Here is a 26559-nt window from a genome sequence, read left to right on the forward strand (position 1 = left end):
GATGCGGACACTTCTCGGCAAGCTCTCCATCGACGGCTTCATCCTCGCGATCTTCGCGGCCGTCGGCCTCGCCGCGATCCTCCCCGCGGAGGGCCGGGCGGTCCCGGTGGTCGACGGTGCCGTCACCGTCGCGATCGCCGTGCTGTTCTTCCTGTACGGGGCACGGATCCACCCGATGGAGGCGCTCGCCGGGCTCAAGCACTGGCGCCTGCACGTGGTGATCCTGGGCTTCACCTTCGTGGTCTTCCCCGTCATCGGGGTGCTGCTGCGGTTCGCGCCGGAGGTGCTGCTGCGGCCCGAGCTGTACGCGGGCGTGCTGTTCCTGACGCTGCTGCCCTCCACGGTGCAGTCGTCGATCGCCTTCACGTCGATCGCGGGCGGCAACGTGCCGGGCGCGATCGTCAGCGCCTCGGTCTCCAACCTGCTCGGCGTCTTCATCACGCCGCTGCTGGTGCTGGCGCTGATGGCGACCACCGGCGAGGTCCAGTTCCACAGCAGCTCGATCATCGACCTGTGCCTGCAGCTGCTGCTGCCCTTCCTCCTCGGGCAGCTGCTGCGGCCCTGGGTGGGGGAGTTCGTGACGAAGCACGCGGCGACCCTCAAGTACGTGGACCGCGGGTCGATCGTGCTGGTGGTCTACGCGGCGTTCTCCGCCGGCATGCGCGAGCACATCTGGAGCCAGGTCTCCTGGGTCGGCGTGGTGCAACTCATCGTGCTGTCCGTCGTCCTCGTGCTCGTCATGTTGTGGCTCACCCGGACCACCGCGGAGAAGCTCGGCTTCGACCGGGCCGACATGATCGCCGTTCAGTTCTGCGGCACCAAGAAGTCCATGGCCACGGGCCTGCCGATGGCGGCGGTCCTGTTCGCCGGGCAGCCCGTCGGCCTCCTCGTGCTGCCGCTGATGATCTTCCACCAGCTCCAGCTCATGATGTGCGCGTGGCTGGCCGCGAAGTACGGGCGCGAACTCGAGTCCGAGACCGTCGCGGCCTGATCGACGCGGCGCGCTTCTGCTCCGCGTACGCTGCCGAGAGGCAACCGACGATCGGGGTGGGGTCAGTGGGGACGAAGATCGCGATGTGGCGGATCGACGGCGAGCCGCGACGAGTCCAACCCACGAAGCTGGCGCTCGAATCCCGCCTCGAGGACATCATCGAGACGCAGACCGACGTGCTCGGCCAGCCGATCCTCCTCATCGGACGCCAGGTTCCCACCAAGTACGGGAAGTTCATCGATCTGCTCGGCGTCAACGCCGACGGTGATGTGGTGGTGATCGAGCTCAAGCGCGACCGCACGCCCCGGGACGTGGTCGCGCAGGTGCTCGACTACGCCTCCTGGGTCCAGGATCTGGAGAACCCCGAGGTCCGCGCGATATTCGACGACTACCAGCGTCGTACCGGCGGCGCGGCCTCCTTCGACGAGGCCTTCGCGGACGTCTTCGGCGACGGCGCCCCCGACGACCTGAACAGCCGGCACCAGCTGATCGTGGTCGCGAGCGACATGGACGATGCCACCGAACGGCTCGTCGGCTATCTCTCCGGCGGCTACCAGGTGCCGATCAACGTGCTGCTGCTCGACTACTTCGCCGATGGCGACCGGGAGTACCTCGCGCGCACCTGGTTGATCGACGATGCCGGCGTCACGGCCACGCGCAGCGGTGCGGCATCGTCGGCCAAGAAGCAGGCCGTATGGAACGGGCACGACTGGTACGTGAGCTTCGGGGAGGAACCCGGCGGACGCAGCTGGGACGACGCGCGCACCCACGGATTCGTCTCGGCCGGTGGCGGCGAGTGGTTCTCCCGCACGCTGCGGCAGCTGCCCGTGGGCGCCCGGGTGTTCACCCACATCCCCAAGTCGGGCTACGTCGGCGTCGGTGAGGTGCTCGCCGCGGCCCAGCCGTTCGAGGACGCCGTGGTCGAGCACGCGGGGTCGTCGGTGCCGCTGTCCTCGCTGCCGCTGCGGGGCACCTACGTCTACCCGAGCACCGACGACGCGCAGGATCAGCGGGAGTGGGTGGTTCCCGTGCGGTGGATTCAGGCGGTGCCCCGCGCCGAGGCCGTGTGGAAACAAGGCTTCTTCGCGAACCAGAACTCCGCCTGCAAGCTACGGAACGAGTACACGATCACCGAGGTCTCCAGCCGTTTCGGACTGGACTGAGCCGGAGCCGGTCAGGACGGGACGGCCGGCAGGACCACGACCGATCCGTCGGCCGCGCCGACGATGTCGATCGCCACGTCGCTACGGACACCGGACGGGTCGGCGACCCGGCCGCATCAGGCGACCGCCCGCTGCCCCGCGGCGTTCACGAAGAGCGGCTCGAGCTGCGGCAGGATCCACTCACGGCTCAGCGACGTGGGCTGGTTCAGCGCGATGACGGTCTGCAGGTCGACCACCCGGGTCGCACCCGACGTCACCTGCGGCAGGCCCGCGTAACCGGGCAGTCGTGCCAGGTCGGCCGCGGTGGCGCCGTTCGGGTAGATCACCATCAGGTTCGCGGCGATCTGGGGGAGCAGCTCCAGCGAGACCGGCGTGCGGCCGCCCTGCTGACCGGAGCCGGTGGCGAAGCGCGGGTTGTCCTTGATCGCCCTCGGGAGGGTCATTCCCAACTCGGCGAACATCGTGTTCGTCGGGTCGGCGGCGGACGAGACGAAGTTGAAGGTGCTCGCCGCCGCGAGGTACTGCGCGAGGACCGCCGACTTGCCCTGCAGCCCCGGATGCCGCGCCCGGACCGCCGCGAACCGCGCTTCGTCGTCCGCCAGGACCCGGTTCACCGCATCCTCCTGTCCGAGGATCCGGCCGAGGGCCTTGAGCTGCACGTCCCACGCCGCGCTGGAGCCGTTCTCCTCGATGCCGCCCAGCACCTTCGTGATCGACGACAGCCGCTCGAACGTGGGCTGGTCGACGACGTAGTTGTCGCCGGCGAAGAGCTCGGGGCGGTACTTGGCGATCTCCTCGACCGGCATCGACTTCTTATCAGGGGACTTGATGATCGGGACGCCGTCGAGCTTCGCGCCGTGCCACGGTGCGGGCAGGGGCAGCCCGCCCTCCACCACGGCGACCGGCTTCACGCCCAGGGCCAGCAGGTTGTCGAGCGAGTAGCCGGTGGCGACGATCCGACGCGGGCCGACCGGGAACTCGGTCACACCGTTGACCTGCGCGATCGTCACCGTCGCCGACGCCGCGCCGGCGCCGTCGGACGACGGTCCGCCGCAGCCCGTCGTGACCAGCGCGACCACCGCTGCGGTGGCGACGAGTGCCCTGTTGATCCGCCTCATGAACCCTCCTGATCGTCAGGAAGGTAAGACTAGCCTAATTAATGTCCCTCGCGGAGGCGGCGCCCGACGCGTACCAGAGGTACGCGCCCAGCGGGACGATCGCGGCGTACAGGCCGAAGTACAGGATCTCGATCGGTCGCGCGGGCGGGCCGACCAGCCGGTGGTCGCTGTAGAAGAACGAGAGGAGGGGGAGCACCACGGCCGCGGTGTACCCCAGCCGCCGGCCGGCGAGCACGAGCACGGTGATCGCGGCGTACGTCACCACCGCGCCGACGGCCCCCGCCACGGTGGTCGGCGCCGACGACTCCAGCGCCTGCATCACGTGGGAGAACGTGACGATCGCGAGGAGCGCTCCGAGCGTCATCCGCGCGAGGTGAACAGCCGGACGTGGCCGATCGACGTCTACCATCCGCCGCGTTCCCTTTCCTGGACCCCCGTTGTCGAAAGAATGTTACGACAACACCTGCTGTCACGCCGGGCGAGCGCAGCGCGAGATCATCGGGGTCGCAGTGCGACCGAGGCCCGGTGCCGGCGGACGCGCACTCGGCGGGGCACGCGGGCGCCGACTCACCCGGGGCGGTCGACGGGACCGGGTCGCAGCCCGCACCGATCCTGGAGCTCGACCCTCGCGGTCGACCGGAGCACGTACACGGCGATCGGGACGACGAGGAGTTCGACCACCGGATCCATCGCGTCGATCGGATCGTCGAAGTAGGCGAACGACCGATAGTCGCCGAGCAGGAGCCCGATCAGCGGGAAGGCGGCCGCGGCGAGATATCCCCACCGCTCACCGAGCAGCACCACGATCACGAGAACCGTGTAGACGATGGCGAGACCCGCGCACGAGGCGTCGGCCTCGGCACCGGGGATCGAGCCGATCCGCGCCAGGTGCACGAATGCGGTCACCGCCAGGAACACGCCGAGCAGGAACCGGCTCCGAGGGTGTCCGCCGGGTGCGCGTGTGACGACGGGCATCTCGTCGCTCCTTGTAGTCAGTATTGCCTGACTATCGTAAGACAACACTCGTTGTCACGCACATCGGAGTGACCCGTCCGACATTCGTCCGGTTACCCTGACCATCATGTCCAGGGGCACGTCCACCTCCACCGATTCGCTCGCGATCATCGATCCCGGGCCGAACGCGCGCATCCACCTCCTCGCGCGTCGCGTCGGCGTCATCGTCGCCGACCTGCTCCTCGACCAGGTGCGCCGATACGAGCCGGGGCTGCGCACCGGTCACATGCGGGTACTCGCGCTGATCGACGCGCGGCCCGTCCGGATCGTCGACGTGGCCGCCGAGCTCGGAACGACCAAACAGACCGTCGCGCCCACCGTCGACGAGCTCGTCTCCTGGGGATTCGTGGCGCGCACCGTCGACGAGACCGACCGGCGCGCGCGGATCCTGACCCTGACGCCCGAGGGCGAGGAACTCACCAGGGCGATGCTCGACACGTCGATCGCGCTGGATGAGGAGTGGGGGCGCCTGCTCGGGCCGGACGTGGAGGTGTGCCGCTCGGCGCTGTGGCGGATCATCGAGTCGCAGAAAGGGCGCGGCGACCACGGAGTCAGTTGACGGAGACGTCCACCGGATGCGTCGCCAGCAGCGCGGTCGGCAGGCCCTGACGGCGCAGCACCCTGCCCCACAGGTCCACGCGCGCGGGCACGAGGACGTCGGTGTGCAGCGAGCCGCAGGGGATCCAGTCGTCGCGCTCGAGCTCGTCGTCGAGCTGACCCATGCCCCAGCCGCTGTACCCCGCGAAGACGCGGACGCCGTCGAGCAGCTCGTCCATCATCTCCACGTCCGAGTCCAGATCCACCAGCACCACCCGGCCGGCGACGGGCTGCAGGCCGCGAATGCCGCTCGCGTCCACGCCCGCCTTCACCACGCCGAGACACAGCGCCGCGGACTGGTTCACGGGGCCACCGACGAACACGGCCTTCGGCTTGGCCGCGAGGTCGTGCCACCGGGGGAGGACTCCGTGCACCGCGGACTCGCTGGGCCGGTTGAGGACGACGCCCAGGCTGCCCGACTCGTTGTGCTCGATCAGGTACACGACCGTGCGCGAGAACGTCGGCTCGATCAGCTCGGGTGAGGCCACCAGCAACGTGCCGGACGACACCTCGTAGCCCGCGTCCGCGGGCTCGCCGGAGGACGCGCCACCCTGCGCCGGCTCATTCGAACGATCGGGACCCACCCACCCATCATGGCACGCGGACCACCATCCGGGTCCGCCGACGCGGAAGCCTTCACGCCGATACGCTGTAGCGCGTGACGACCAGCGGAGCGGACGCCCCAGCCGCCGCTGCGAAACCCGCGTGGCGGACCTTCCGCGACCTGCCCGACCTGCTCCGCCTGCTCGGCGTGCGACTCCTGAGCCAGTTCGCGGAGGGCCTGTTCCAGGCCGGGCTCGGCACTGCCATCGTGTTCAACCCCGAACGCAACGCCTCGCCCGCCGCGATCGCCACGGGCCTCGCCGTTCTCCTGCTGCCCTACTCGGTGATCGGCCCCTTCGCCGGCGCCCTGCTCGACCGCTGGGACCGGCGCCGAGTCTTCATCGTCGCCAATCTCGTCCGTGCGCTGCTCATCGCGGCGTGCGCGGGGGTCCTCGCGTCGGGCGCGGGGGAGACGGCGATCTTCGTCGTCGCGCTGGCGGTCGGCGGGGCGGGCCGGTTCGTGGCGTCCGGGCTGTCCGCCGCGCTGCCGCACGTCGTCGACCGGCCGCAGCTCGTCGCGATCAACTCCCTGACCACCACGATGGGGGCCGGCGCGACCGCCGTGGGTGCCAGCACGGCCGTCGGGCTGCGGGCGGTTTTCGGCTCCGACGACGTCGGCGGCGCCGGGGTCCTCGCCGTCGCCGTGCTCGTCGCGGTGCTCGGCGCCCTGCTCTCCACCCGCTTCCCGGCGGGCGTGCTCGGCCCCGACCACGACGTCACGGGCAAGCACGAGAAGCCCGCGACCGCACTCGGCGACGTGGCCGCGGGACTCGCGCACGGCGCCCTCGCCGCATGGCGCGCCCCCTCGGTGACGGCCGCCCTCACCGGCATGGGGGCCCATCGCACCGTCTTCGGGTTCAACACCCTGATGCTGCTGCTGCTCACCCGGCACCACTTCACCGACGGGACGCTGGGCCTGGCCGGCTTCGGTTCGGTGGCGGGCGCGACCGCCGTAGGCATGTTCGTCGCCGCGGTGCTCACCCCCGTGGCGGTGGCCCGGTGGGGCCGCCGTAACACCGTGGTCGCGGCGCTCGTCGCGGCGTGCCTGACGCAGCTGAGTGTGCTCACCCTGAACTTCGGCGTGCTGGTCGCGGCCGCCGCGATCCTCGGCCTCACCGGCCAGGTGGTCAAGCTCTCGGGCGACGCGGCCATGCAGCTCGACGTCCCCGACGAGCGCCGCGGCCAGGTGTTCGCCTTCCAGGACGCCCTGTTCAACGTGACCTTCGTGGGCGCGGTCGCCTTCGCCGCCGCGGTGGTGCCGTTCGACGGTGTCTGCCGCCCCCTCGCCGGGTTCGGCGCCCTCCTCTACGCGGTCGCCGTCGGCGTGGTCATCGTCCTGTACCGCCGCACGGGAACCACGGAGGCCGCTGGCGCGTCCAATTGATATGGGGGACGAGCTGATCGAGTACTGGTTCGGCGACGGGGCGGGCCACGTCACCCGCTGGACCTCGCCCGCGGTGCAGGGCGCCGTGCTGCTCGACTTCGACGGGGACGGCCGGATGGACGACGCGATGGTCGACGTCGACGGGGACGGCCGCGCGGACCTGGCCGCACTCGACCTCGACGGCGACGGGACCCGCGAGGCCGCCTTCCGCGACGACGGCTCCGGCCGCTGGGCGGAGCCCGCGACGGCGCCGGGCGCGGGTTCCGGATCGGGCCCCGGGCCGGGGCCGGTCGGGACCGACGGCCCGTCCGGTCCCGCGGCCACCCCGGCGCGGGCGGCACCGTCGGCCTGCCCGATTCCCGGGGTCACGGGCGGACGGGACCCCGAGCCGGGGAAGCCCGTGCAGGTCACGCCCGTGCCCGCGGAACCCGGTCAACCCGCCCGGCAGGCCGTCGCGGACACGGACGCCGACGGTGCGCCCGACGTCCTGCTCTTCGACACCGACGGGGACGGCACCGCCGACGGCGCGACCGATCTGCAGCAGTAGGAATCACTTCTGTCGCTTCCTGCGTACGGCCGATACGCTGCCCACATGCGGAAGACCATCCGAGCCGCCCTCGCGGTCACCCTCGTGCTCGCCTCCTCGATGACCGCGGTGGGCGCTGCCAGCGCGGTGCCGGTGCCGACGCCGCAGGAGGCCGCGGTTGTCGACGTCAACACGATCACGTTCGTTCCCGGGCTTCCACGCCTGCGCACGACCGTCGAGAAGGACGGCCTCATCGTCACCAACGGGGAGAAGGGCCTCGTCCAACTCCGGGGGCGCCCTGATGATGTGACCGACCTGCGAGCCATCGCGGAGAACGTGCTGCGCAACCGCCCGAATATCGACGAGAAGGCCAGCATCTACGACGGCACCGCGGTGGACGCCACCGTCCTCGCCGCCGACGGCACCGTGTTGTACGCGAGCGTGAACAATCCCGAGCCGCGGGGCTGGCCCGCGCTCGCCCGGCTCAATGCCGATCTCGCGAAGCGGATCGCCGCGATTCCCGGCCCACGATCGCCCTGGGTCGCGCCGCGCTGACGCAGATCACCCCTGGCGCTCGGCCCACCACTTCGTCAGCTCGGCCTCGGCCTCGTCGCGGTCGAGGGGGCCGCGGTCCAGGCGCAGCTCCTTGAGGAACTTCCAGGCCGCGCCGACCTCGGGGCCGGGCTCCAGACCGAGCAGCTCCATGATCGCGTTGCCGTCGAGATCGGGCCGCACGCGCGCGAGGTCCTCCTTGGCGGCGATCGCCTCGATGCGCCGCTCGAGCCCGTCGTAGGTGGCCTGCAGCCGCGCGGCGCGCCGCTTGTTGCGGGTCGTGCAGTCCGCGCGGACCAGCTTGTGCAGCCGGGGGAGCAGCGGTCCGGCGTCGGTGACGTAGCGGCGCACCGCGGAGTCGGTCCACTGCCCGTCGCCGTAGCCGTGGAACCGCAGGTGCAGGAAGACCAGCTGCGCGACGTCCTCGGTCACGGCCTTGGGGTACGCGAGCGCCCGCATCCGCTTGCGCACCATCTTCGCTCCGACCACCTCGTGATGGTGGAAGGAGACGCCGCCGTTCGGCTCGTGCCGCCGGGTGTCGGGCTTGCCGATGTCGTGCAGCAGCGCGGCCCAGCGCAGGATCAGGTCCGGGTCCGACTCCTCGAGGTCGATGGCCTGCTGCAGCACGGTCATCGAGTGCCAGAAGACGTCCTTGTGCTGGTGGTGCTCGTCGATCGCCAGCTTCATGCCCGGGATCTCGGGGATGACCCGCTCGGCCAGCCCGGTGTCGACGAGCAGCACGATCCCGTCGACGGGGTGTTGCCCGAGGATGAGCTTGTCCAGCTCGGCCCGGACCCGCTCGGCGGTGATCCGGTCGATCTCGGCGGCCATGTCCGTCATCGCGGCCGACACGCGGGGCGCCACGGCGAAGCCCAACTGGGAGACGAAGCGGGCGGCGCGCAGCATGCGCAGCGGGTCGTCGGAGAAGGACTCCTCGGGCGTCGCGGGCGTGTCGATCTCGCCGGCGAGCAGCGCGTCGAGGCCGTTCAGCGGGTCCTGGAAGTCCTCGGCACCGTCGCGGCCGATGCGGACGGCCATCGCGTTGATGGTGAAATCGCGACGCACCAGGTCGTCGCGCAGGCTCTCGCCGAACCGCACGACGGGGTTGCGGGTCACGCGGTCGTAGGCCTCGGCGCGGTAGGTGGTGATCTCGATCAGCTGGTCGGCGAAGGCCGCGCTCACGGTCCCGAACTCGATGCCCGTATCCCACATCGCGTCGGCCCAGCCGCGCAGCAGGGCCTGCACCTGCTCCGGGCGGGCGTCCGTGGTGAAGTCCAGATCGCTCGTCAGCCGGCCGAGGAGCGCGTCGCGCACCGAGCCGCCCACGAGGTACAGCTCGTGACCCGCGTCGGCGAACCGGGCGCCCAGCGGGGCGAGGACGTCGGACAAACCGCGCAACGAGATGTGCGCCGCCGCCAACAGGCGGGTCCGGCGTTCGGCGCGCGGGTCCGCCGGGCCGGCGGGAGAGCTTTCGGTCACGACCGACCAGTCTACTGCCGGGGGGAAAACACGACGGTGGCGTATGGGAGCGCAACCGGCCAGTAGCATCGGGGGGTGACCTCCGCCGAATCCGCCGACTCCTCGGGCCGCCCGCAGCGCCCGGGTCCCGTCGGCGACTCCGCCGGCGGAACGCCCTCCCGACCGCGGCGTCGCCGCCGGCGCGGGGGCCGCGGACGCGGGCGCGGCCAGCTCTCGGCCGTCACCGAGCAGCAGTCGGCACCGGAGGCCGACAGCGCACCGTCGGAGCCCGCTCCGGCCGCGAAGCCCGCCCGCAAGCAGGGCACCCCGACCTCGAAGGCCAAGCGCCCGGCGCCCGGCCGCGCGCGCCCCGACCCGCGCATCCGCACGGTCCGCGAGACCTCCGCCGGCGGCCTCGTCGTGGCGGGGCTCGACGGTGCCGACGAGCTGCGGGCCGCGCTCATCGGGCGCGTCGACCGCCGCGGCCGCACCCTGTGGTCCCTGCCCAAGGGGCACATCGAGACCGGGGAGACGGCGGAGCTGACCGCGATACGCGAGGTCGCGGAGGAGACGGGCCTGACGGGCTCCGTCCTCGCGCCGATCGGCAAGATCGACTACTGGTTCGCGGTCGAGGGGCGTCGCGTGCACAAGACGGTGCACCACTTCCTGCTGTCCTGGCAGAGCGGGGACCTCTCGACCGAGGACTACGAGGTCTCCGAGGTGGCGTGGGTCCCGCTGGCCGAGCTCGCGACCCGCCTCACCTACTCCGACGAGCGCAAACTCGTCGCGACCGCGCGCACCGTCATCGACGACCTCACCGCCGATCCCGACGAGCTGGCCTCCCGGATGGCGGCCGCCCCGCGCAGCGAGCCCTCGGCGTACGAGCGCGCCGCCGCCGAGCGCAACGCCGTCCGCAACGACCCGCCGAAGCCGCGCCGCCGGCGGGGCGGGCGCCGCTCGCGCGGGCGCCGCGGCGGGGGTGGCGGCGGGAGCGGTCAGACGTGACCCGGTCGGCCCGCCTGCTGTGCGTGCTGACGCTCCTGATCGCGATCACCGGCCTACCCGCGCCCAGCGGGGCCGGTCTTCCGGACGCGCAGTTCGTGCGGATCAACGTCGCCGAGGTCACCTCGCGGATCACCGACACCTCCCCGAACGAGGTGGTGGTGCGCGGCACCGTCGAGAACTTCGGTGACCGCGACGTGAGCGACCTGGACCTGCGGATCCAGCGCGCGCCGGCGGTGTCGACCTCCGCCCAGCTGCGCTCCGACCTGGTCGCCGACAACAACGTCTACGACACGCTGGGCCGGTTCGAACCGGTCTCGAAGGTGCTCAAACCGGGGCAGAAGACGTCCTTCAACGTCACGATCCCCGTGCGGCCCTCGCCCACGACGCGCGGCGCCACCCTCGGTATCGATCGGCCGGGCGTCTATCCGCTGCTGCTCAACCTCAACGGCAAGCCCGCGTACGGCGGCGCGGCGCGCCTCGACGACTCGCGCACGCTGCTGCCCGTCCTGGGCCTGCCCGACGGGAGCGCCGACACGCCCGGCGCGGTCGACAAGGCGGTGACCACCTCGCCCGCGCAGGTCACGCTGCTCTGGCCGCTGGCCGACAACCCGAAGCTCGCGGGCGGCGTGCCCGGCGGCGGCGACACCCCGGTGCGGCTCGTCGACGACGCGCTCGCCGGCTCCCTCGGCGAGGGCGGCCGGCTCGACGGCCTGTTGTCGGCCTACGAGGACGCGACCCGCGGGCCCGACCCGCGGCGGACCGCGCTGCGGACGGCCGCCTGCCTCGCGATCGATCCGGACCTGCTCGTCACGGTGCAGGCCATGACCGCGCCGTACCGGGTCGCCCGAAACCCCGCCGACCCGCGCGGCCCGAGCAGCGCCGGCACCGGCAGCGATGCGGCGAGCGCGTGGCTCGACAAACTCAAACGGGTGGCCGCCGATTCGTGCGTCGTCGCGCTGCCCTTCGGCCAGGTCGACCTCGAAGCCCTCGGCCGCTCCGCCGAGCCCTCGCTGCAGCGCGCCGCGCTGGACACCCCGTCCGACGTCATCGACTCCATCCTCGGTGTGCAGTCCGTGCGGGACGTCGCGATCCCCACGTCGGGCGTGCTCCTGTCCGACGGTGCCCGCCAGCTCCGGGCATCCGACGTCTCGGCCACGATCGTCGCCGCCACCGCCGTCAAGGCCCCCGACCGCGGAGCCGGCACCCCGTCGGGAATCGTGCCCGTGGGCCAGGGCATCGGCGCGGCGGTCTTCGATCCGAGCGTCTCCGCGGCGCTCGCCGCGATGGGCGGGGCCGACGGTGCCGAGACCGGCGTCGCGCCCGGCCCGACGGGCACTGTTCCCACGTCGTCGACCTTCACCATGTCCGAGGAGTCGGCCGCGATGCGCCGGCAGGCGGCGGTGGGCGCGGTGACGGCGGCAGCGCTCGATCCGACCCAGCGGTACGCCCCGCCCGACGGGTGGGCGGCGAGCACGGCCACGGACCCCGTGGCCCGGGTGACCGGCCGTTCCACGCTGATCGTGCCGCCGCAGGTGTGGGCCGCGGGGCGGGAGGACGCCCGCGCGGTGCTCGACGCCGTCTCCGCCCAGTTCGGGACGGGCATCGCCGGCCCGCGCACGTTTCGCGACGTCGTGGCCTCCGCGCAGTCGACGGGCCGCGACCCGGCGCCGGGCGCCGCGCCCTGGACGCTGCGTCAGCCGGAGGAGACGACGGCCTCCCGGGTCCCGGACCGGTACGTCACCGCGGCCGCCGCGCACGTGCGGCAGGTCGACCAGCTCGGCGCCTCCCTGCTCCCGCTGCCCAAGACGGCGCTCACGCCCCGCGTGTACACGTCGCCGCTGCGCGAGGACGCGGTGCGCGCACTCCGCTGGTCGCCCACGCGGTCCGCGGTCGACGGTGACGCCTCGATCCGCCTCACGGCCGCGCGCGCCTCGGTGGCGGCGCAGCTGAAATCGGTGCGCTTCGTCACCCCCGGCGGCGCCTACACCCTGGCCTCGGACAAATCGCCGCTACTCATCGTCGCGCGCAACGACCTGCCGCTGCCGATCCGCACCGTCATCGACTGGTCCGCGCCCGAGGGCGTGACGATCGACGCCTCCGAGGTGCAGGAACTGCCCGCCCGCGGCACGCGGCAGATCGAGCTGCCGACCACCGTCGACTACTCGCGGCAGATCTCCGTCCAACTCACGCTGCGGTCGAGCAGCAACATGCCGCTGGGCGATCCGATCTCCGTTTCCGTGCACTCCAATGCGTACGGCAAATCGCTGTTCTGGATCACCTGCGGCGTCGGAATCCTGCTGGTCCTGCTCGCGGGGCGGCGGCTGTGGCGCCGATTCCGGGGCCGTCCGGACCCCGCGGACGCGGACCGTCCCCCCGCGGACGAGCACGAGAAGCGGATCGCGAACAGTTACGCTGCACATCGACCGACTTCGTCGCACGAGCACTCGCACGAGCAACCCGAACCGAAGGACACATGAGCCGCGCCGAGCCCCGGCACATCCCGCCGAGCAGCAGTCCCGCCGCCGGTGGGAAGGACGGCGGCGGCACCGCCGGCCTGCTCCGCTCCACCGGCTCGGTCGCCGTCGCCACGCTCACCTCACGCGTCACCGGCTTCCTGCGCACCGTGCTCCTCGCGGCCATCCTCGGACCGGCGGTCGCCTCCGCCTTCAGCGTCGCCAACCAGATGCCGCAGCAGGTCTCCGAGCTCGTGCTCGGTCAGGTGCTCACGGCGCTGGTCATCCCCGTCCTGGTGCGGGCCGAGATGGAGGACAAGGACCGCGGCCAGGCCTTCTTCGAGCGCCTGTTCACCATTTCGCTGACGATCCTCGGCATCGCCCTGATCGTCTCCCTCGCGCTCTCGCCGGTACTGGTGGGCCTGCTGGTCGGGGATTCGAAGGTCGACGAGGGCCTCACCCAGGCCCTTGTCATCATGTTCCTGCCGCAGCTGATGTTCTACGGCCTCTCCGCCCTCTTCACCGCGATGCTGAACACGCGCGACGAGTTCAAGCCCGGCGCCTGGGCGCCCGTGGCGTGCAACATCGTGCAGATCTCGACCCTGGTGATCTTCTACCTGATGCCCGGCGAGCTGACCCTGAACCCGACCGCGATGGGACAGCCCAAATTGCTGGTCCTGGGCATCGGCAGCACCCTGGGCGTCGTCCTTCAGGCCCTGGTGCTGCTCCCGGCCATGCGCCGATCGGGGATCAGGATCCGCCTCCGCTGGGGCGTCGACGAGCGGCTCAAGCACTTCGGCAGCATGGGCATCGCGATCGTCACCTACGTCTTCATCTCGCAGGTCGGCTGGTACGCGGTCACCCCGATCCTGTCCCACGCCTCGGCCGGCGGGCCCGCCGTCTACCAGTACGCGTGGATGGTGCTCCAGCTGCCGTACGGCGTCATCGGCGTCGCGCTGCTGACCGCCGTCATGCCGCGCCTGTCGCGGAACGCGGCGAACGGTAACCGGAACGCCGTGCTCGACGACCTCTCCGTCGCCACCCGCATCACCATGGTGGCGCTCATGCCCATCGTGGCCTTCATGACGGTCTTCGGTCCGTCGATCGGCCGCGCCCTGTTCAACGTCGGCCAGTTCAGCCGGGACGACGCGAACTTCTTGGGAACCGCGATCTCGTTCAGCGCCTTCGTCCTGATCCCGTACGCGATGGTGCTGATCCACCTGCGGGTCTTCTACGCGCAGGAACGCGCGTGGATCCCGACGGGCATCGTCGTCGCCATCGTCGTCGTGCAGGTCGCACTGTCGTACCTCGTGCCGGCCTTGACCGAGGACGACCACCGGATCGTCGAGCTCGTCGGTACGGCACGCGGTCTGGCGTACACGGCCGGCGCGATCATGGGGTGGTACCTCCTGCGGCGGACCCTCGGTCCGCTGCACCTGACCAACGTCACGCGTACCTTGATCCAGACGTTGACCGTCTCGATCCTGGTCACCCTGACCGTGTACGCGATCATGCGCCTGCCGGTCCTCAAAGCCATCGATCGCAGCGGTCCGCTCGGCGCCTTCCTGTACCTTGCAATCGCAGGCGTACTCTGCCTCACGTTGATCTATGCGCTGCTCGCCCTGTGGCGGGTACCGGACGTGCTGGCGATCCTGGCACCGCTGAGGCGCATCGCGGCCCGGTTCGTTCCGGCCCTGCGGCCGAGCGCACCGTCGGAACCGGAGCGGGCGGCCTCCCGCGCCCCGGACACCCGGGAGATGCGGCTCGACGAGCTGGAGGCCTACGCGAGCCTGCGGCGCGAGGAGATCACCGCCCAGCTGCCGCGGATCGCCGACGACATCGGCCTCCCGTATGCTGGTCAAAGCCATGTTCCCCGGCGTCCGCGGGCGAGCGCAGAACAACCGACCACGGGCCTTCGATACCGCAGAAGAGGAGCATTCGCAGTGACCGAGGACGACTCCGCACGCATGTCCGGCAACGACGCACCCAGCACCGGTCAGATGCGACTGCCGTCCCAGCCGCAGGCATCGCAGGCGGGCCTCCCTGCGGCACCCGATTCCGGCGACGCCGCAGCGTGGGACGACGACGCGCCGCGCGGTCCCGAACTCATCCCCGGAGCCGTCGTCGCGGGCGGCCGGTATCGGCTGATCGAGCACTACGGCGGTATCCGCGGCCTCCAGTTCTGGCAGGCGCGCGACATCAACCTGGACCGCGACGTGGCCCTGACCTTCGTCGATTCGGAGCAGACCGCCCCCGTGCCCGAGCGGGGTGCGCAGATCAGCCTGCGTGGCGAGGGCCCGCAGTCCATCCTCTCCCGCACCCTGCGCCTGGGACGCGTGCACTCGAACGGCCTGGCCCGCGTGCTCGACGTGGTGCGCGGCAGCTCGGGCGGCATCGTGGTGGCGGAGTGGATTCCCAGCAGTTCGCTGGCCGACGTGGCCGGAACGCATCCGTCCGCGATCGGCGCGGCGAAGGCCGTGCGCGCGCTCGCCGGCGCTGCGGAGGGCGCACACCGCGCCGGCGCCGCCCTCTCGATCGACCACCCGGATCGGGTGCGCATCTCGCAGGACGGCCACGCCTTCCTCGCCTTCCCGGGCACCCTCGCCGACGCGTCGAAGGAGTCGGACGTCCGCGGCCTGGGCGCGGTGCTCTACGCGCTGCTCCTCGAGCGGTGGCCGCTCGACGACGCGACGGGGCGAGTGGTGACCACCGGGACGGGCACGGTCGCCGGCATCCGGCAGGCGGACGCCGACGCCAACGGCAACCCCGTCGAACCGCGGGACGCCAAGCGCGACATCCCGTTCGAGATCTCCGCGGTCGCGACCCGCACGCTGGAGGGCGGCCAGGGCATCCGCACCGCGGCCACCGTGCAGCAACTGCTGGACCAGGCCTCGGTGGTGGATGTGAAGACCGACCTGCTCGCCGCGGTGCGGGCCGAGGCTCCCCGGGAGACCCCGCGCCAGGCCCCGGCGGCCGCCGCGCGACCCACCGCGCCGGCGGTGCCGCTGGACCAGCAGCCCACCCCCGCGAAGCGGATCCAGTCGAAGCAGACTCTGCTGCAGCGCGTCTCGGGCGGCAAGAAGAACGTGCCGCTGCTGGTGATCGCGGCGTGCGCCGTGGCGCTGCTCGTGATCATCGGGCTGACGCTGCTGATCAGCAGCCTCACCGGCGGGAAGGACACCCAGTCGGGCGTCGGCTCGCTGTACACCTCCAGCTCGACGGCGGACCAGAGCGCCGCGCCCGCGCCGGCCCCCGGGGTCGGGGTGCCGGTCAAGTCGACCGATGTCGCGCTCGTCGACTTCGCCTCCTCCAAGGACTCGGCGGCCAACCTGGCGAACGTCCTCACCGGCAAGAACCCGGCGTGGAAGACGGACACCTACAAGGCCGGCCCGGCCTTCGGCAATCTCAAGAAGGGCGTCGGCTTCCTCGTGACGCTGGAGAAGGCCGTCTCCCTCACCCGGGGCACCATCACCTCGCCGAGCGCGGGCACCACCGTCGAGGTGCGCACCTCGACGAAGGACGTCGTGAAGACGCTGGACGACACCTCGCTGGTGTGGTCCGGCTCGCTCCGCCCGGGCGCCAACGACTTCCACGTGAGCACCGTGGCGCCGCGGGCACGCTACGTGCTCGTGTGGATCACCGGGCTCACCAAGCAGTCCGGCAACGACTGGTACACCACCATCAACCAGGTGTCGTTCCAGGGCTCCTGACGGCCATTTCCGCGGTGCCCTCGAGGCGCGCCGCGCCCGCGTCGGGCACCGAGATCACCAGCGGCCGCGCGGTTCCCGCATCCCGATAGTCGAGAAAGCGGATCCGCCAACCGGTTCCGGTGCGCAGCGCCGCCTCCACGCGCACGTCCTCCGGGATCTGCAGGCCACGCGTGCGCGCGTACTCCGCCGCGGCGGCGCGCGCCTCCTCGGGCGTCCGACCCGGCACACCCTCGTACCGCGGTCCGTCGCCCGTCCACTGCGTCAGCCCGGCATCCCGGAGCAGCGACCAGGATTCCTCCACCACCCGCTCGGGAGCGAGATGCCCGAACGCCACCCGCCAGGCCGCCGCGTCCAACCACTCGTACTCGCACATCCGCACCAGGTGGTGCATGCCCTCGGCGTCCTCGAGCCGTCCCGCGAGGGCCGCCGCGACCTCTGCGGAACCGCCGACCGGAGGAAGCGGAGCGCCGGGCAGGGGATCCTCGGCGGCGGCGAAACCGCCCGCGTCCCAGATCCCCGTCCACGCGTACCGGCCGGCACTGACCCGGTGATCGAGCATCGTGACGTGCTCGAGCCACGACGGTCCCCGAACCACCCGCTCGGCCGGTCCCGCCGCTCCGGGGACGCGCCAGCCGAGGTCGCCGCAGGAGAGGACTGCCCGGTCGGACCCGAGCCACGCGAGTGTGGCGCCCGCGGTCGACGACGCGTCGTACCGGGCGACCCCGCGCTCGCCGCCGTCCACGGTGACCCGGAAGGGCAGCGGCGCGCCGGCCGCGGCGAGGACGGGTTGGGCCGCCGCGAGCAGGCACCATCGGGCACGGATCACCCGCAGGGGTGCGGCACAGTCGGACATGTCCGGATACTGCCCTCCCGCGCTGAAGGGACGCTTGCGGCGGACTTGTCGGTGCCGTGCTCTACGGTGCGGAGACGGCGCCCGCCGGGCGCGGCTCGATCGAGGGGGAACGAGATGACGGAACCGAACGACGGCGTGGTGATCGGCGAGGACGGGCTGGCACGCCCGGCCTGGGCGGCCGACGGGCTGCTGCGCGAGTACTACGACACCGAGTGGGGCATGCCGGTCCGGGACGAGCGCGGGCTGTTCGAGCGGATCGCCCTGGAGGGCTTCCAGGCGGGCCTGTCGTGGGCGACGGTGCTACGCAAGCGCCCCGCGTTCCGCGCGGGGTTCGCGGACTTCGATCCCGACGCGGTGGCCGCGTTCGACGAGGGGGACGTCGAGCGCCTCATGGCCGATGCGGGGATCATCCGGAACCGACAGAAGATCGAGGCCACGATCGGCAACGCCCGCGCCGTCGTGGCGCTGCGGGAGGACGGCGGCCTGGTCGACCTCGTGTGGTCCTTCCGGCCCGCGCGCACACCGGCGCCGCGCACCATGGCGGAGGTGGCCGCCACGTCACTGGAGTCAGTGGCGCTGTCGAAGGAGCTGCGCCGCCGTGGCTTCCGGTTCGTGGGGCCCACCACCATGTATGCCCTGATGCAGGCCGTCGGCATCGTCGACGATCATCTCGTGGACAGCCACCGTCGCGGCAGCTCGGGGGTGTGGGCGGACTGATCGGCCGGCGGGCCGGGGCCTAGTGGCCGGTCCCGCCGGTGAGGTGTCCGTACCGGTGCCGGGTGGTGCTCACCGCCTGCTCGCGCAGCACGCTGAGGAGCTCGCGGCGGCCGGAGAGGAGGGCCGGCCCGCGCAGCGTGCTGTGGCCGTGCCGCGCGGCGGCGGCCGCCACCTCGGGCTCGGCCTCGCCCAGCACGCGGATGCGGACGGGTTCGGCGCGGTCCGCGAGACCGTCGGCGTAGTCCTGCGCGGTGTGCACCGGGGCGTCGAAGGGCATCGGCGGGGCGTCGGGGCCGACGGTCACGTCGAGCCGGGTACCGGTGCGTGCGGCGGCGAGCTGCAGGCGCACCAGGTCACGCGGGCGGGCCCCGGCGCCGACCCGCACCTCCAGGTGGGGGAGCGGGCGGTACCGGAAGACGTTGGTCTCGCTCGCCAGGCCGGTGGGGTCGTGCTCCACGCCGAACTCAGCGTCCCACGCGTGGGCGTCGGACGCCGCCGCGGCGTGCAGCCAGCGCACGTCCTCGTCGCTCAGGTCCCGGGCGGCGGCGATGATCCGCTCACTGAAGACCGTGGGCGCGACCTCGGGAGCCGACGGCACGGACGTGTCGGCCCAACGGCCGAACTGGGCCACGTAGTTGGGCCCGCCGGCCTTGGCGCCGGGGCCGATCGAGGAGCGCTTCCATCCGCCGAAGGACTGCCGCTGCACGATGGCGCCGGTCATGTGCCGATTGATGTAGAGGTTGCCGGCCTCCACCTTCTCGCGCCAGTGGTCGATCTCGTCGGGATCGAGGCTGTGCAGGCCGGCGGTGAGGCCGTAGCCGGTGGAGTTCTGCAGGCGCAGCGCCTCGTCGAGGGTGGCGGCGCGCATGATGCCGAGCACCGGACCGAAGAGCTCGGTGGTGTGGAACCAGCTGCCCTCGGCGACGCCGTCGAGCACGCCGGGTGACCAGAGGCGGCCGGACTCGTCGAGGCGACGCGGCTCGACGAGCCAGCGTTCGCCGGGCGCGGGCTCGGTCAGGCCCCGCAGCAGCTTCCCGCCGGCGGGTTCGATCAGCGGCCCCACAGTGGTGCCGAGATCGTGCCCCTCGCCCACGACGAGAGAGCGGACGGCGTCCTGCAGCTGGCCGAGGAAGCGCTGCGACGACCCGACGCTGCCCACGAGGATCGCCAGCGAGGCGGCGGAGCACTTCTGGCCGGCGTGGCCGAAAGCGCTGCGCACCAAGTCGTTCACCGCGAGATCGGGGTCGGCGGCGGGCGTGACGACCATGGCGTTCTTGCCCGAGGTCTCGGCGAGCAGGTCGAGCTCGGGGCGCCAGCCGCGGAAGAGGGCCGCGGTCTCGCTGGCGCCGGTGAGGACCACCGCGTCGGCGTCCGGGTGGGTCACCAGCCGGCGCCCGGCGTCGGCCTCGTCGGCGTTGACGAGCTGCACCAGGCCCGCGGGTACTCCCGCGGCGTGCAGCGCGTCGATCGCCGCCGTGCCGCAGCGGATCACCTGCGGCGCGGGTTTGATGATCACCGCGGCACCCGCCGCGAGGGCGGCGAGCACGCCCCCGAGGGGGATCGCGACGGGGAAGTTCCACGGCGGCGTGACCACGACGAGGCGGTGCGGAGTGAACGCGGCCTCGTCGTCGTGCAGGTCGAGGGCGCTCTGCGCGTAGTAGCGGGCGAAGTCGATCGCCTCGGAGATCTCGGGATCCGCCTCGGCGACGGTCTTGCCCGCCTCGTAGGACATGACGGTGAGCAGCTCACCGCGGCGGCGGGCCAGCTCGTCCGCGACGCGGCGCAGCAGCGCGGCGCGCTCGGTGGCCGACAGCGCTGCCCAGGACGACTGCGCGGTGAGTGCGGCGGCGACGGCGGCGTCGACGGCCGCCGGGTCCGTCACGCGCGCAGGTGGTTCCACGCGGTCCGGCGCGGCGAGGGCCGCGCGCGCCCAGGCCCGATTCGCGGGCGTGGAGGGGTCGGTATCCGGCTCGCCGGTGAACTCGCCCGTGAGCTCGCCCGTGAACGGGCCGTCGGGTGCCGGCGCGTCCTGGGCGGCGCGGTCCTGCACCCGGTTCGGTCCGTCCTGCACGTCGGTGCGCCGGGCGAACGCGGTGCGGAACCGCCGCTCCTCCACCGTGATCGCGTCGGGATCGGGGCTGAACATGGAGTACAGGAAGTTGTCGCTGGAGGCGTTCTCCTCCAGACGGCGAACGAGGTAGCTGACGGCCACGTCGAAGTCGCCCGAGTGCACGACCGGGGTGTAGAGGATGAGGGAGCCCACGTCGGCGCGGACCGCGGCGGCCTCCATCGGCGCCATGCCCTGGAGCATCTCGATGTCCAACTGGCGCTGCACGTCCCGCTGCTGCGCGAGTTCCACCGCATAGGCCACGGAGAAGAGGTTCTGGGAGGCCACGCCGATGCGCAGGGCGTCGGCGTTCTCCGGCCGCAGCGCGGTGTCCACCATGCGCAGGTAGTTGGCGTCGACGTCGGCCTTGCTGCCGTAGGTGGCGAGCGGCCAGTCGTGCACCTCGGCATCGACCCGCTCCATGGCGAGGTTGGCACCCTTGACCAGTCGCACCTTGATCGCGGCCCCGCCGGCGGCGACCCGGCGGCGCGCGAACTCCGTGAGCCGGGCGAGGGCCCCCATCGAATCCGGGAGGTAGGCCTGCAACACGATTCCCGCGGTGAGGGAACGGAACTCGGGCTCGTCGAGCAGGGCGGTGAAGACCTCGATGGTGAGGTGGAGATCCTTGTACTCCTCCATATCGAGGTTGACGAACTTGCCGCCGTCGCGGGCCGTCCGGTACAGCGGACGGAGCCGTTCGACGATGCGGTCGCGGTTGCCCTCGAGGTCCCACGGGACGAGCTGGGCGACCACCGACGAGACCTTGATCGAGACGTAGTCCACGGCGGGGTTCGCCAGCAGCTCGTGGGTGCGGGCGAGGCGGTTGTCGGCCTCGCCCTGACCGAGGACCGCCTCGCCGAGCAGGTTGAGGTTGAGCCGCACCCCCACCTCCCGGGCGCGCCGCAGGCGGCGCTGCAGGTGATCGCCGTCGGCATCGAAGACCAAGTGCCCCACCAGCTGCCGTAGTCGCAGCCGCGCGACGGGCATGGCGATCGACGGTGCGATCCCCGCGGCGACCGTGCCCGCGCGGAGCAGGGCGGCGTCGACGGGGCTCATGAAGGCGCGGCCCGGCGCGCCGCCGGCGGCGGGGGAGACCAGGCGGCGCAGCGCCTTCGCGGCGACGCGATCGTCCTCGGGGCGCGCGACCTCGTCGACGAAGCCCATCGTGAACGCGACACCGCTCGGATCGTGCAGGAGCGCGGCGAGACTGGAGGTGGCGGCGGCTTCGCGGCGGCCGACCTCGGCGGGGCGCGGCCCGCGGCTGGTGCGCAGCCAGCGCTGCGCGCGGGCCACGGCGGCGTCCACCACCTGCTCGTCGCCGGGGGCGGCGACCCCTGCGTCGGGGCGGACGGTGCCGGCGGACGGCAGGGGAGCGGACGAACGAGACGAATCGACCATGAGAGGCCTCCTGATAGCTTGCGCAGTGAAATGGAGAATCCACAGCGACGGGTGCGCCACCTGGCCTTGCCTCCAGTGTAAGCACCATCACAGCGAATCTGCGAGTCTCTACGCGATCGCAAACCGAATGGGCGATCCCGTTTCGTAGATCGAATAGCAAAGAACTGGTCTCGAAACGGTATTGGGCCGCTCTACGATCCCGTGCATGACCGAGTGGGGGAACACCATCTCGCGGTCGACCGGGTCGGGGGATCCGGTGACCGAACCGCGGCGCGCGGCAGCGGATCCGCCGGGCGGACCGCGCGAGCGGGTCGCCGACGAGTCCCGCGCCGACAACCCTGTTCCCGACGTCCCCGCCCCCGTCCCCGACGCGCGCGTTCTTGACGCCGCCGTCCACGACACCGCCGTCCCGGACGATCGCGTCTCCGACGAACGACTGCTCGCCGATGCCGCGTCCGGCGACGGCGACGCGTTCGCGGCGCTGTTCCAGCGGCACGCCCGGCAGCTTCGGGCGACGGCGCTGCGCACCATCCGCGACTGCACCGACGCCGAGGACTGCCTGCAGGACGCCATGCTCCGCGCGTTCCAGCTCTCGCCGACCTTCCGCGGGGACTGCAAGGTGGGGAGTTGGCTGCACCGCATCGTGGTGAACGCCTGCCTGGACCGGGCGCGCCGCAACCAGGTGCGCACCTCACTGCCGATGCCCGACGACCTGAGCGGCCTCGCCTCGGACGAGGGCCGCGCCGCGGAGGAGCTGGACCGCCGCCTCTCGGTGGAGGCCGCGCTCCGGATGCTGCCCGAGGACCAGCGGGCCGCGGTGGTCGCCGTCGACATGCACGGGCTGTCGATCACGCAGGCCGCGGAGCTGCTCGGCGTCGCCCCGGGCACCGTCAAGAGCCGACGGGCCCGCGCCCGCGTGCGGCTCGAGCGCCTCCTGCGCTGATCTCCCCGGCGCGCTCCCCGGCGCGCCCGGGCCCGCGGACGGCGCGTTCGCGACCCGCACAACGAATATTGAGTTCGCCGGGAACCGATCGCCGGGCTGGTGCGTCCAATTCATGAGAGGAGGTTTCGATGGGGAAGGCAGAACCGCCGGCGGACGGCGGTGACGACGACCGGGTCCTGACCCGCGCACAGGAGGCACGGCTCGACGCGGCGCTGGCGGAGTACCGCGACCGCACCTACGCGCAGTGGTCCGCGCCGGAGGGCTTCACCGCCGACTCCCCGCTCGGGGACCGCCGGATCACCGCGGCGATCCGCGCCGCAGCGCCGCCCGTCCTCCCGCGCCGCCGGCGGCGGNNCGCCCTCGCGGCCGCCGCCGCCGCGGTGGGTGTCCTCGCGGTCACCGTCGCGCTGAGCACCGTGCGGGAGGCACCTGCGGAGCCGGACGCCGGGGTGCTGCTCGCAGCGGCGACGCCGGGCGGCGACCGGGGTCCCTTCGCCGACGGTTCGGCGCTCGCCCGCTGCCTCGACGCGGCGGCGGTACCCGCGGGCCGGCGGGCGCTGCTCGGCGCGGGGCCGCTGCGGGTGCGGGGCGACGACGCGACGGTGCTCCTCCTGCCCGGCGGTCGCCTGGGCGATGTCCGGCTGCTCGCGGTGACCCCGTCGTGCGCGCGGGGGGAGACGTCGTCGGTGCTGGTGAACCGCGTCCTCACCGGCAGCGCGGTCGGCCGCGCGGCAACGCCGTAATCTGGGAGGCGACAGCGGCGCGGGAACATTGTCGGACCCGGCGCCGTTGGCACACATGTCGGCCCGGGAGAACCGGGCGGTTCTTCAACAGGTTGGGTGGGTAATGACTGCAGCGGGCACCGATATCGCGGACGTGATCATCATCGGATCGGGTCCGGCCGGTTACACGGCGGGCGTCTACGCCGGCCGCGCCGAGCTGAGCACCATCCTGTTCGAGGGCACCAGCTTCGGCGGCGCCCTGATGACCACCACCGAGGTCGAGAACTACCCCGGCTTCCGTGAGGGCATCATGGGGCCGCAGCTCATGGACGAGATGCGTGAGCAGGCCATCCGGTTCGGCGCCGATCTGCGCATGGAGGACGTCGAGTCCGTGCAGCTGGACGGCGAGATCAAGGAGGTCGTCACGGCCGAGGGCAGCTACCGCGCCCGCGCCGTCATCCTCGCGATGGGCGCGGCGGCCCGCTACCTCGGTGTCCCCGGCGAGGAGGCACTGCTCGGTCGCGGCGTGAGCGCCTGCGCCACCTGCGACGGCTTCTTCTTCCGCGACCAGGACATCGCCGTGGTCGGCGGCGGCGATTCGGCGATGGAGGAGGCCATCTTCCTCACCAAGTTCGCCAAGTCGGTCACGCTGATCCACCGCAGTGAGAACTTCCGCGCCTCGAAGATCATGCTCGATCGCGCGCGCGACAACGAGAAGATCCGGTTCCTCACCGACGCCAAGGTGAACGCGGTGCAGGGCGAGAAGTCGGTCGAGTCGCTGCTGGTGGAGAACACCGTGACCGGCGCCGTGGAGACCCTCGAGGTCACCGGCCTGTTCGTGGCGATCGGCCACGACCCCCGGTCCGCGCTGGTCGCCGAGCAGGTCACCGTCGACGACGAGGGTTACGTGCAGGTCGAGGGCCGCAGCACCGCCACCGGGGTGCCCGGTGTCTTCGCCGCGGGCGACCTCGTCGACCACACCTACCGCCAGGCCATCACGGCCGCGGGCAGCGGCTGTTCCGCAGCGATCGACGCCGAACGCTGGCTCGCGCACCACCGCGAAGCCGCGGTCGCCCAGTAGAGACCCCCGAAGAACCGCACCGAGGAGTACCCCATGGCCGAGATCGTCACCCTCACCGACGACACCTTCATCGAGCAGGTCCTGCAGTCCGACAAGCCCGTGCTCGTCGACTTCTGGGCCACCTGGTGCGGCCCGTGCAAGGTGGTAGCACCGGTGCTGGAGCAGTTGGCCGCGGAGCACGGCGACAAGGTCACGTTCGCCAAGATCGAGGTCGACCAGAACCCCGGCGCGCCGCGCGACTACCAGGTGCTCAGCATCCCCACGCTGATGCTGTTCCAGGGCGGGAAGCCGACCGCCAAGCTGGTGGGCGCGAAGAGCAAGTCGGCGATCCTCAAGGAGCTCGACGGCCTGGTGTGACGCGCCGTCGCGTTGGCGGGAGGGCCCCGAGGCCGTATCGTGTACTCGATTTCCCGTCCTCGGGCCGCCCGTCCGCAGGAAGCTACCGAAGGGTCCTCCATGCCTCGCATCAGCCTCGGTGATCACGGTGGCGCCGTGGCTGAGATCCGCGGCATCCTCGCCGATCAGGGTTTCCTCCGGGATCACACGGCACCCGCCGAGCTGGTGGTCAACGGCTGGACGGTCCCCGAGGCCGTGTTCGACCGCCGCCTGGACCGCGCGACGCGCGCCTTCCAGCAGCAGCGCGGACTCCTGGTCGACGGTGTCGTCGGTCCCGCCACGTACCGGGCGCTCCGCGAGTCCACCTATCAGCTGGGCGCCCGCACGCTGAGCTACATCGCCTCCGCGCCCCCGTCGGGCGACGACGTCGCCGCCCTGCAGGCACGCCTGCAGAACCTGGGTTTCTACGCGGGCATGATCGACGGGCTCTTCGGCCCGCAGACCCACCTGGGCCTGTCGGCGTACCAGCGCGAGTTCGGTCTCGTGGCCGACGGTATCTGCGGGCCCGCGACCCTGCGGTCGCTGACGTTTCTCGGCTCCCGCGTGACGGGCGGCTCGCCGCACGCCATCCGCGAGGAGGAGCACGTCCGCAGCTCCGGCCCGCGGCTGTCGGGCAAGCGCATCGTCATCGATCCGGGTCTGGGCGGGCCCGACCGCGGCGTGACCGTGCGCGGCCCCGACGGCCGCCCCATCAGCGAGGAGGAGATCCTCTGGGATCTCGGCTCGCGGCTCGAGGGCCGGATGGCCGCCGCCGGCATGGAGACGTATCTGTCCCGTCCCCGCGGCATGGACGCCGACGACAGCACGCGCGCGTACACCGCGAACACCTTCGACGCCGACATGATGATCGCGCTGCGCACCGCGCACTACCGCAACGACCGCGCGCACGGCGTCGCGTCCTTCCATTTCGGCAACACCCACGGCGCCAGCTCGAACATCGGCCGCAACCTCGCGGGCTTCATCCAGCGCGAGATCGTCGCGCGGACGCCGCTCACCGACTGCCACTACCACGGTCGCACCTGGGACATCGTGCGCCTCACGCGGATGCCCACGGTGCAGATCGACATCGGCTACACGACCAACCCGCACGACGCCGCGGTGCTCGCTTCGCCCCAGATGCGCGACACCATCGCCGAGGCCATCCTCGTCGCGGTCAAGCGCCTGTACCTGCTGGGGGAGAACGACCGCCCGACCGGCACGTACACCTTCGCCGAGCTCCTCGAGCTCGAGGAGAACGCCGAGAACCGGGCCTGACGGTCCGCCGACCCCGCCCGCCGGGAGCGGGGCGCGGCACCCTCGGGGCCTCAGCGCCCTCGTGCGGCCTCAGTGCTCGCCGGCCCTCCCGACGGGTGCGGCGGCGTCCCCCGTGCCCTCCAGCGCGGTCCTGAGGGCCGCTTCGGCGGCTCCGGCGGCCAGCAACTGCTCCAGGGCGTGCTCGACGCCCGCCTTCCACCCCAGGCCCTCGGAGAGTTCGAGGCGCAGCCGCGGGAACCGGTGGTGGGGCGCCACGGTCTCGAAGCCCATGAGCTCGAGGAAGTCCGCATCGGTCAGCGGCGGGGTCTTGCACCCGCACGGACCGCAATCAATCTGTGCCACAACATCTTCCGTCGTCATGCCGACGGGGGTCAGCAACGCGAAGGCCTCCACGGCCCGGACGCCGCGGCGCACCAGATCGGTGCACACGGCGGTGACCAGCTCCTCGGTGACGCGCACGTCGGCACCCGGCTCGGAGCCGACCCAGGTGAGCAGCACGGCGTCGGGGCTGACG

At 72.2% G+C, this 26559-nt stretch carries 21 protein-coding genes and 2 pseudogenes; 15 read left to right on the forward strand and 8 right to left on the reverse strand.

The window, feature by feature from the left end; genetic code table 11:
• Window position 1 precedes the first annotated feature (1 nt).
• Complete coding sequence (locus tag ACNAYW_RS19925) at window positions 2–991, forward strand: bile acid:sodium symporter family protein (protein WP_415851381.1); 990 nt, start codon at window positions 2–4, stop codon at window positions 989–991.
• A 65-nt stretch (window positions 992–1056) separates the two neighbouring features.
• Complete coding sequence (locus ACNAYW_RS19930) at window positions 1057–2154, forward strand: endonuclease NucS domain-containing protein (protein WP_415851382.1); 1098 nt, start codon at window positions 1057–1059, stop codon at window positions 2152–2154.
• Window positions 2155–2270: 116 nt separating this feature from the next.
• On the opposite strand, the gene ACNAYW_RS19935 is transcribed toward ACNAYW_RS19930, so the two are convergent.
• From ACNAYW_RS19935 to ACNAYW_RS19945, 3 genes are all read right to left on the reverse strand, one after another.
• On the reverse strand, window positions 2271–3272 hold the full coding sequence (locus tag ACNAYW_RS19935) for an ABC transporter substrate-binding protein (RefSeq protein ID WP_415851383.1): 1002 nt from the start codon (window positions 3270–3272) through the stop codon (window positions 2271–2273).
• Between the two features lie 34 nt (window positions 3273–3306).
• Window positions 3307–3636 carry a hypothetical protein gene (locus tag ACNAYW_RS19940; RefSeq protein ID WP_415851384.1) on the reverse strand — a complete coding sequence of 110 codons (330 nt, stop codon included), beginning with the start codon at window positions 3634–3636 and terminating at the stop codon, window positions 3307–3309.
• 203 nt (window positions 3637–3839) lie between these two features.
• Window positions 3840–4247 carry a hypothetical protein gene (locus ACNAYW_RS19945; RefSeq protein ID WP_415851385.1) on the reverse strand — a complete coding sequence of 136 codons (408 nt, stop codon included), beginning with the start codon at window positions 4245–4247 and terminating at the stop codon, window positions 3840–3842.
• A 106-nt stretch (window positions 4248–4353) separates the two neighbouring features.
• Between ACNAYW_RS19945 and ACNAYW_RS19950 the strand changes: the two genes are divergently transcribed.
• Complete coding sequence (locus ACNAYW_RS19950) at window positions 4354–4845, forward strand: MarR family winged helix-turn-helix transcriptional regulator (RefSeq protein WP_415851386.1); 492 nt, start codon at window positions 4354–4356, stop codon at window positions 4843–4845.
• Here the strand turns inward: ACNAYW_RS19950 and ACNAYW_RS19955 are convergent.
• Window positions 4838–5467 carry a YqgE/AlgH family protein gene (locus ACNAYW_RS19955; RefSeq protein WP_415851387.1) on the reverse strand — a complete coding sequence of 210 codons (630 nt, stop codon included), beginning with the start codon at window positions 5465–5467 and terminating at the stop codon, window positions 4838–4840. The genes ACNAYW_RS19950 and ACNAYW_RS19955 overlap by 8 nt on opposite strands.
• A gap of 74 nt (window positions 5468–5541) precedes the next feature.
• Between ACNAYW_RS19955 and ACNAYW_RS19960 the strand changes: the two genes are divergently transcribed.
• Genes ACNAYW_RS19960 through ACNAYW_RS19970 form a run of 3 tightly spaced genes read left to right on the forward strand, consistent with a single transcriptional unit; the run spans window position 5542 to window position 7951 of the window.
• Complete coding sequence (locus ACNAYW_RS19960) at window positions 5542–6870, forward strand: MFS transporter (RefSeq protein WP_415851388.1); 1329 nt, start codon at window positions 5542–5544, stop codon at window positions 6868–6870.
• Window position 6871: 1 nt separating this feature from the next.
• Window positions 6872–7417: a hypothetical protein gene (locus tag ACNAYW_RS19965; protein WP_415851389.1), complete on the forward strand. Its 546-nt coding sequence runs from the start codon at window positions 6872–6874 to the stop codon at window positions 7415–7417.
• A 45-nt stretch (window positions 7418–7462) separates the two neighbouring features.
• On the forward strand, window positions 7463–7951 hold the full coding sequence (locus ACNAYW_RS19970) for a hypothetical protein (RefSeq protein WP_415851390.1): 489 nt from the start codon (window positions 7463–7465) through the stop codon (window positions 7949–7951).
• Window positions 7952–7957: 6 nt separating this feature from the next.
• Here ACNAYW_RS19970 and ACNAYW_RS19975 read toward each other — a convergent pair whose 3' ends face one another.
• A complete protein-coding gene (locus tag ACNAYW_RS19975) occupies window positions 7958–9427 on the reverse strand; it encodes a CCA tRNA nucleotidyltransferase (RefSeq protein WP_415851391.1) in 1470 nt (489 codons plus the stop codon).
• A gap of 75 nt (window positions 9428–9502) precedes the next feature.
• Here ACNAYW_RS19975 and ACNAYW_RS19980 point away from each other — a divergent pair, with 75 nt between their 5' ends.
• From ACNAYW_RS19980 to ACNAYW_RS19990, 3 genes are read left to right on the forward strand one after another with little or no spacing between them, the layout of a single operon-like run.
• Window positions 9503–10411, forward strand: a complete 909-nt coding sequence (locus ACNAYW_RS19980; protein WP_415851392.1) for an NUDIX hydrolase — start codon at window positions 9503–9505, stop codon at window positions 10409–10411.
• Window positions 10408–12888: a glycoprotein gene (locus ACNAYW_RS19985; RefSeq protein WP_415851393.1), complete on the forward strand. Its 2481-nt coding sequence runs from the start codon at window positions 10408–10410 to the stop codon at window positions 12886–12888. Before ACNAYW_RS19980 ends, ACNAYW_RS19985 begins: the two co-directional genes overlap by 4 nt.
• Window positions 12885–16574: a murein biosynthesis integral membrane protein MurJ gene (locus ACNAYW_RS19990; protein ID WP_415851394.1), complete on the forward strand. Its 3690-nt coding sequence runs from the start codon at window positions 12885–12887 to the stop codon at window positions 16572–16574. The genes ACNAYW_RS19985 and ACNAYW_RS19990 overlap by 4 nt, the downstream gene beginning before the upstream one ends.
• On the opposite strand, the gene ACNAYW_RS19995 is transcribed toward ACNAYW_RS19990, so the two are convergent.
• On the reverse strand, window positions 16546–17427 hold the full coding sequence (locus ACNAYW_RS19995; protein ID WP_415851395.1) for a hypothetical protein: 882 nt from the start codon (window positions 17425–17427) through the stop codon (window positions 16546–16548). The genes ACNAYW_RS19990 and ACNAYW_RS19995 overlap by 29 nt on opposite strands.
• A 114-nt stretch (window positions 17428–17541) precedes the next feature.
• Here ACNAYW_RS19995 and ACNAYW_RS20000 point away from each other — a divergent pair, with 114 nt between their 5' ends.
• Window positions 17542–18144: a DNA-3-methyladenine glycosylase I gene (locus tag ACNAYW_RS20000; RefSeq protein WP_415851396.1), complete on the forward strand. Its 603-nt coding sequence runs from the start codon at window positions 17542–17544 to the stop codon at window positions 18142–18144.
• 19 nt (window positions 18145–18163) lie between these two features.
• Here the strand turns inward: ACNAYW_RS20000 and ACNAYW_RS20005 are convergent, their stop codons facing one another.
• Entirely contained in the window at window positions 18164–21649 is a 3486-nt protein-coding gene (locus ACNAYW_RS20005) for a proline dehydrogenase family protein (protein WP_415851397.1), read from the reverse strand.
• A gap of 415 nt (window positions 21650–22064) precedes the next feature.
• Between ACNAYW_RS20005 and sigM the strand changes: the two are divergent.
• From sigM to ACNAYW_RS20030, 5 genes and pseudogenes are all read left to right on the forward strand, one after another.
• Window positions 22065–22592 (forward strand): annotated as a pseudogene (sigM, locus tag ACNAYW_RS20010) (RNA polymerase sigma factor SigM); the annotation flags it as partial.
• A 128-nt stretch (window positions 22593–22720) separates the two neighbouring features.
• Window positions 22721–22945: hypothetical protein (locus ACNAYW_RS20015; RefSeq protein ID WP_415851398.1), on the forward strand; the 225-nt coding region annotated here is incomplete at its 3' end.
• A 493-nt stretch (window positions 22946–23438) separates the two neighbouring features.
• Window positions 23439–24395 carry a thioredoxin-disulfide reductase gene (trxB, locus tag ACNAYW_RS20020; RefSeq protein WP_415851399.1) on the forward strand — a complete coding sequence of 319 codons (957 nt, stop codon included), beginning with the start codon at window positions 23439–23441 and terminating at the stop codon, window positions 24393–24395.
• A gap of 33 nt (window positions 24396–24428) precedes the next feature.
• Window positions 24429–24752, forward strand: coding sequence for a thioredoxin (trxA, locus tag ACNAYW_RS20025; RefSeq protein WP_415851400.1), 324 nt, complete (start codon window positions 24429–24431; stop codon window positions 24750–24752).
• Between the two features lie 99 nt (window positions 24753–24851).
• Window positions 24852–26045, forward strand: a complete 1194-nt coding sequence (locus ACNAYW_RS20030; protein WP_415851401.1) for an N-acetylmuramoyl-L-alanine amidase — start codon at window positions 24852–24854, stop codon at window positions 26043–26045.
• Window positions 26046–26114: 69 nt separating this feature from the next.
• Here ACNAYW_RS20030 and ACNAYW_RS20035 read toward each other — a convergent pair.
• Window positions 26115–26559, reverse strand: a pseudogene (locus ACNAYW_RS20035) (acetyltransferase); the annotation flags it as partial.

Origin of the sequence: Tsukamurella ocularis, assembly GCF_965138335.1 — a bacterium.
GTDB lineage: Bacteria > Actinomycetota > Actinomycetes > Mycobacteriales > Mycobacteriaceae > Tsukamurella > Tsukamurella ocularis_A.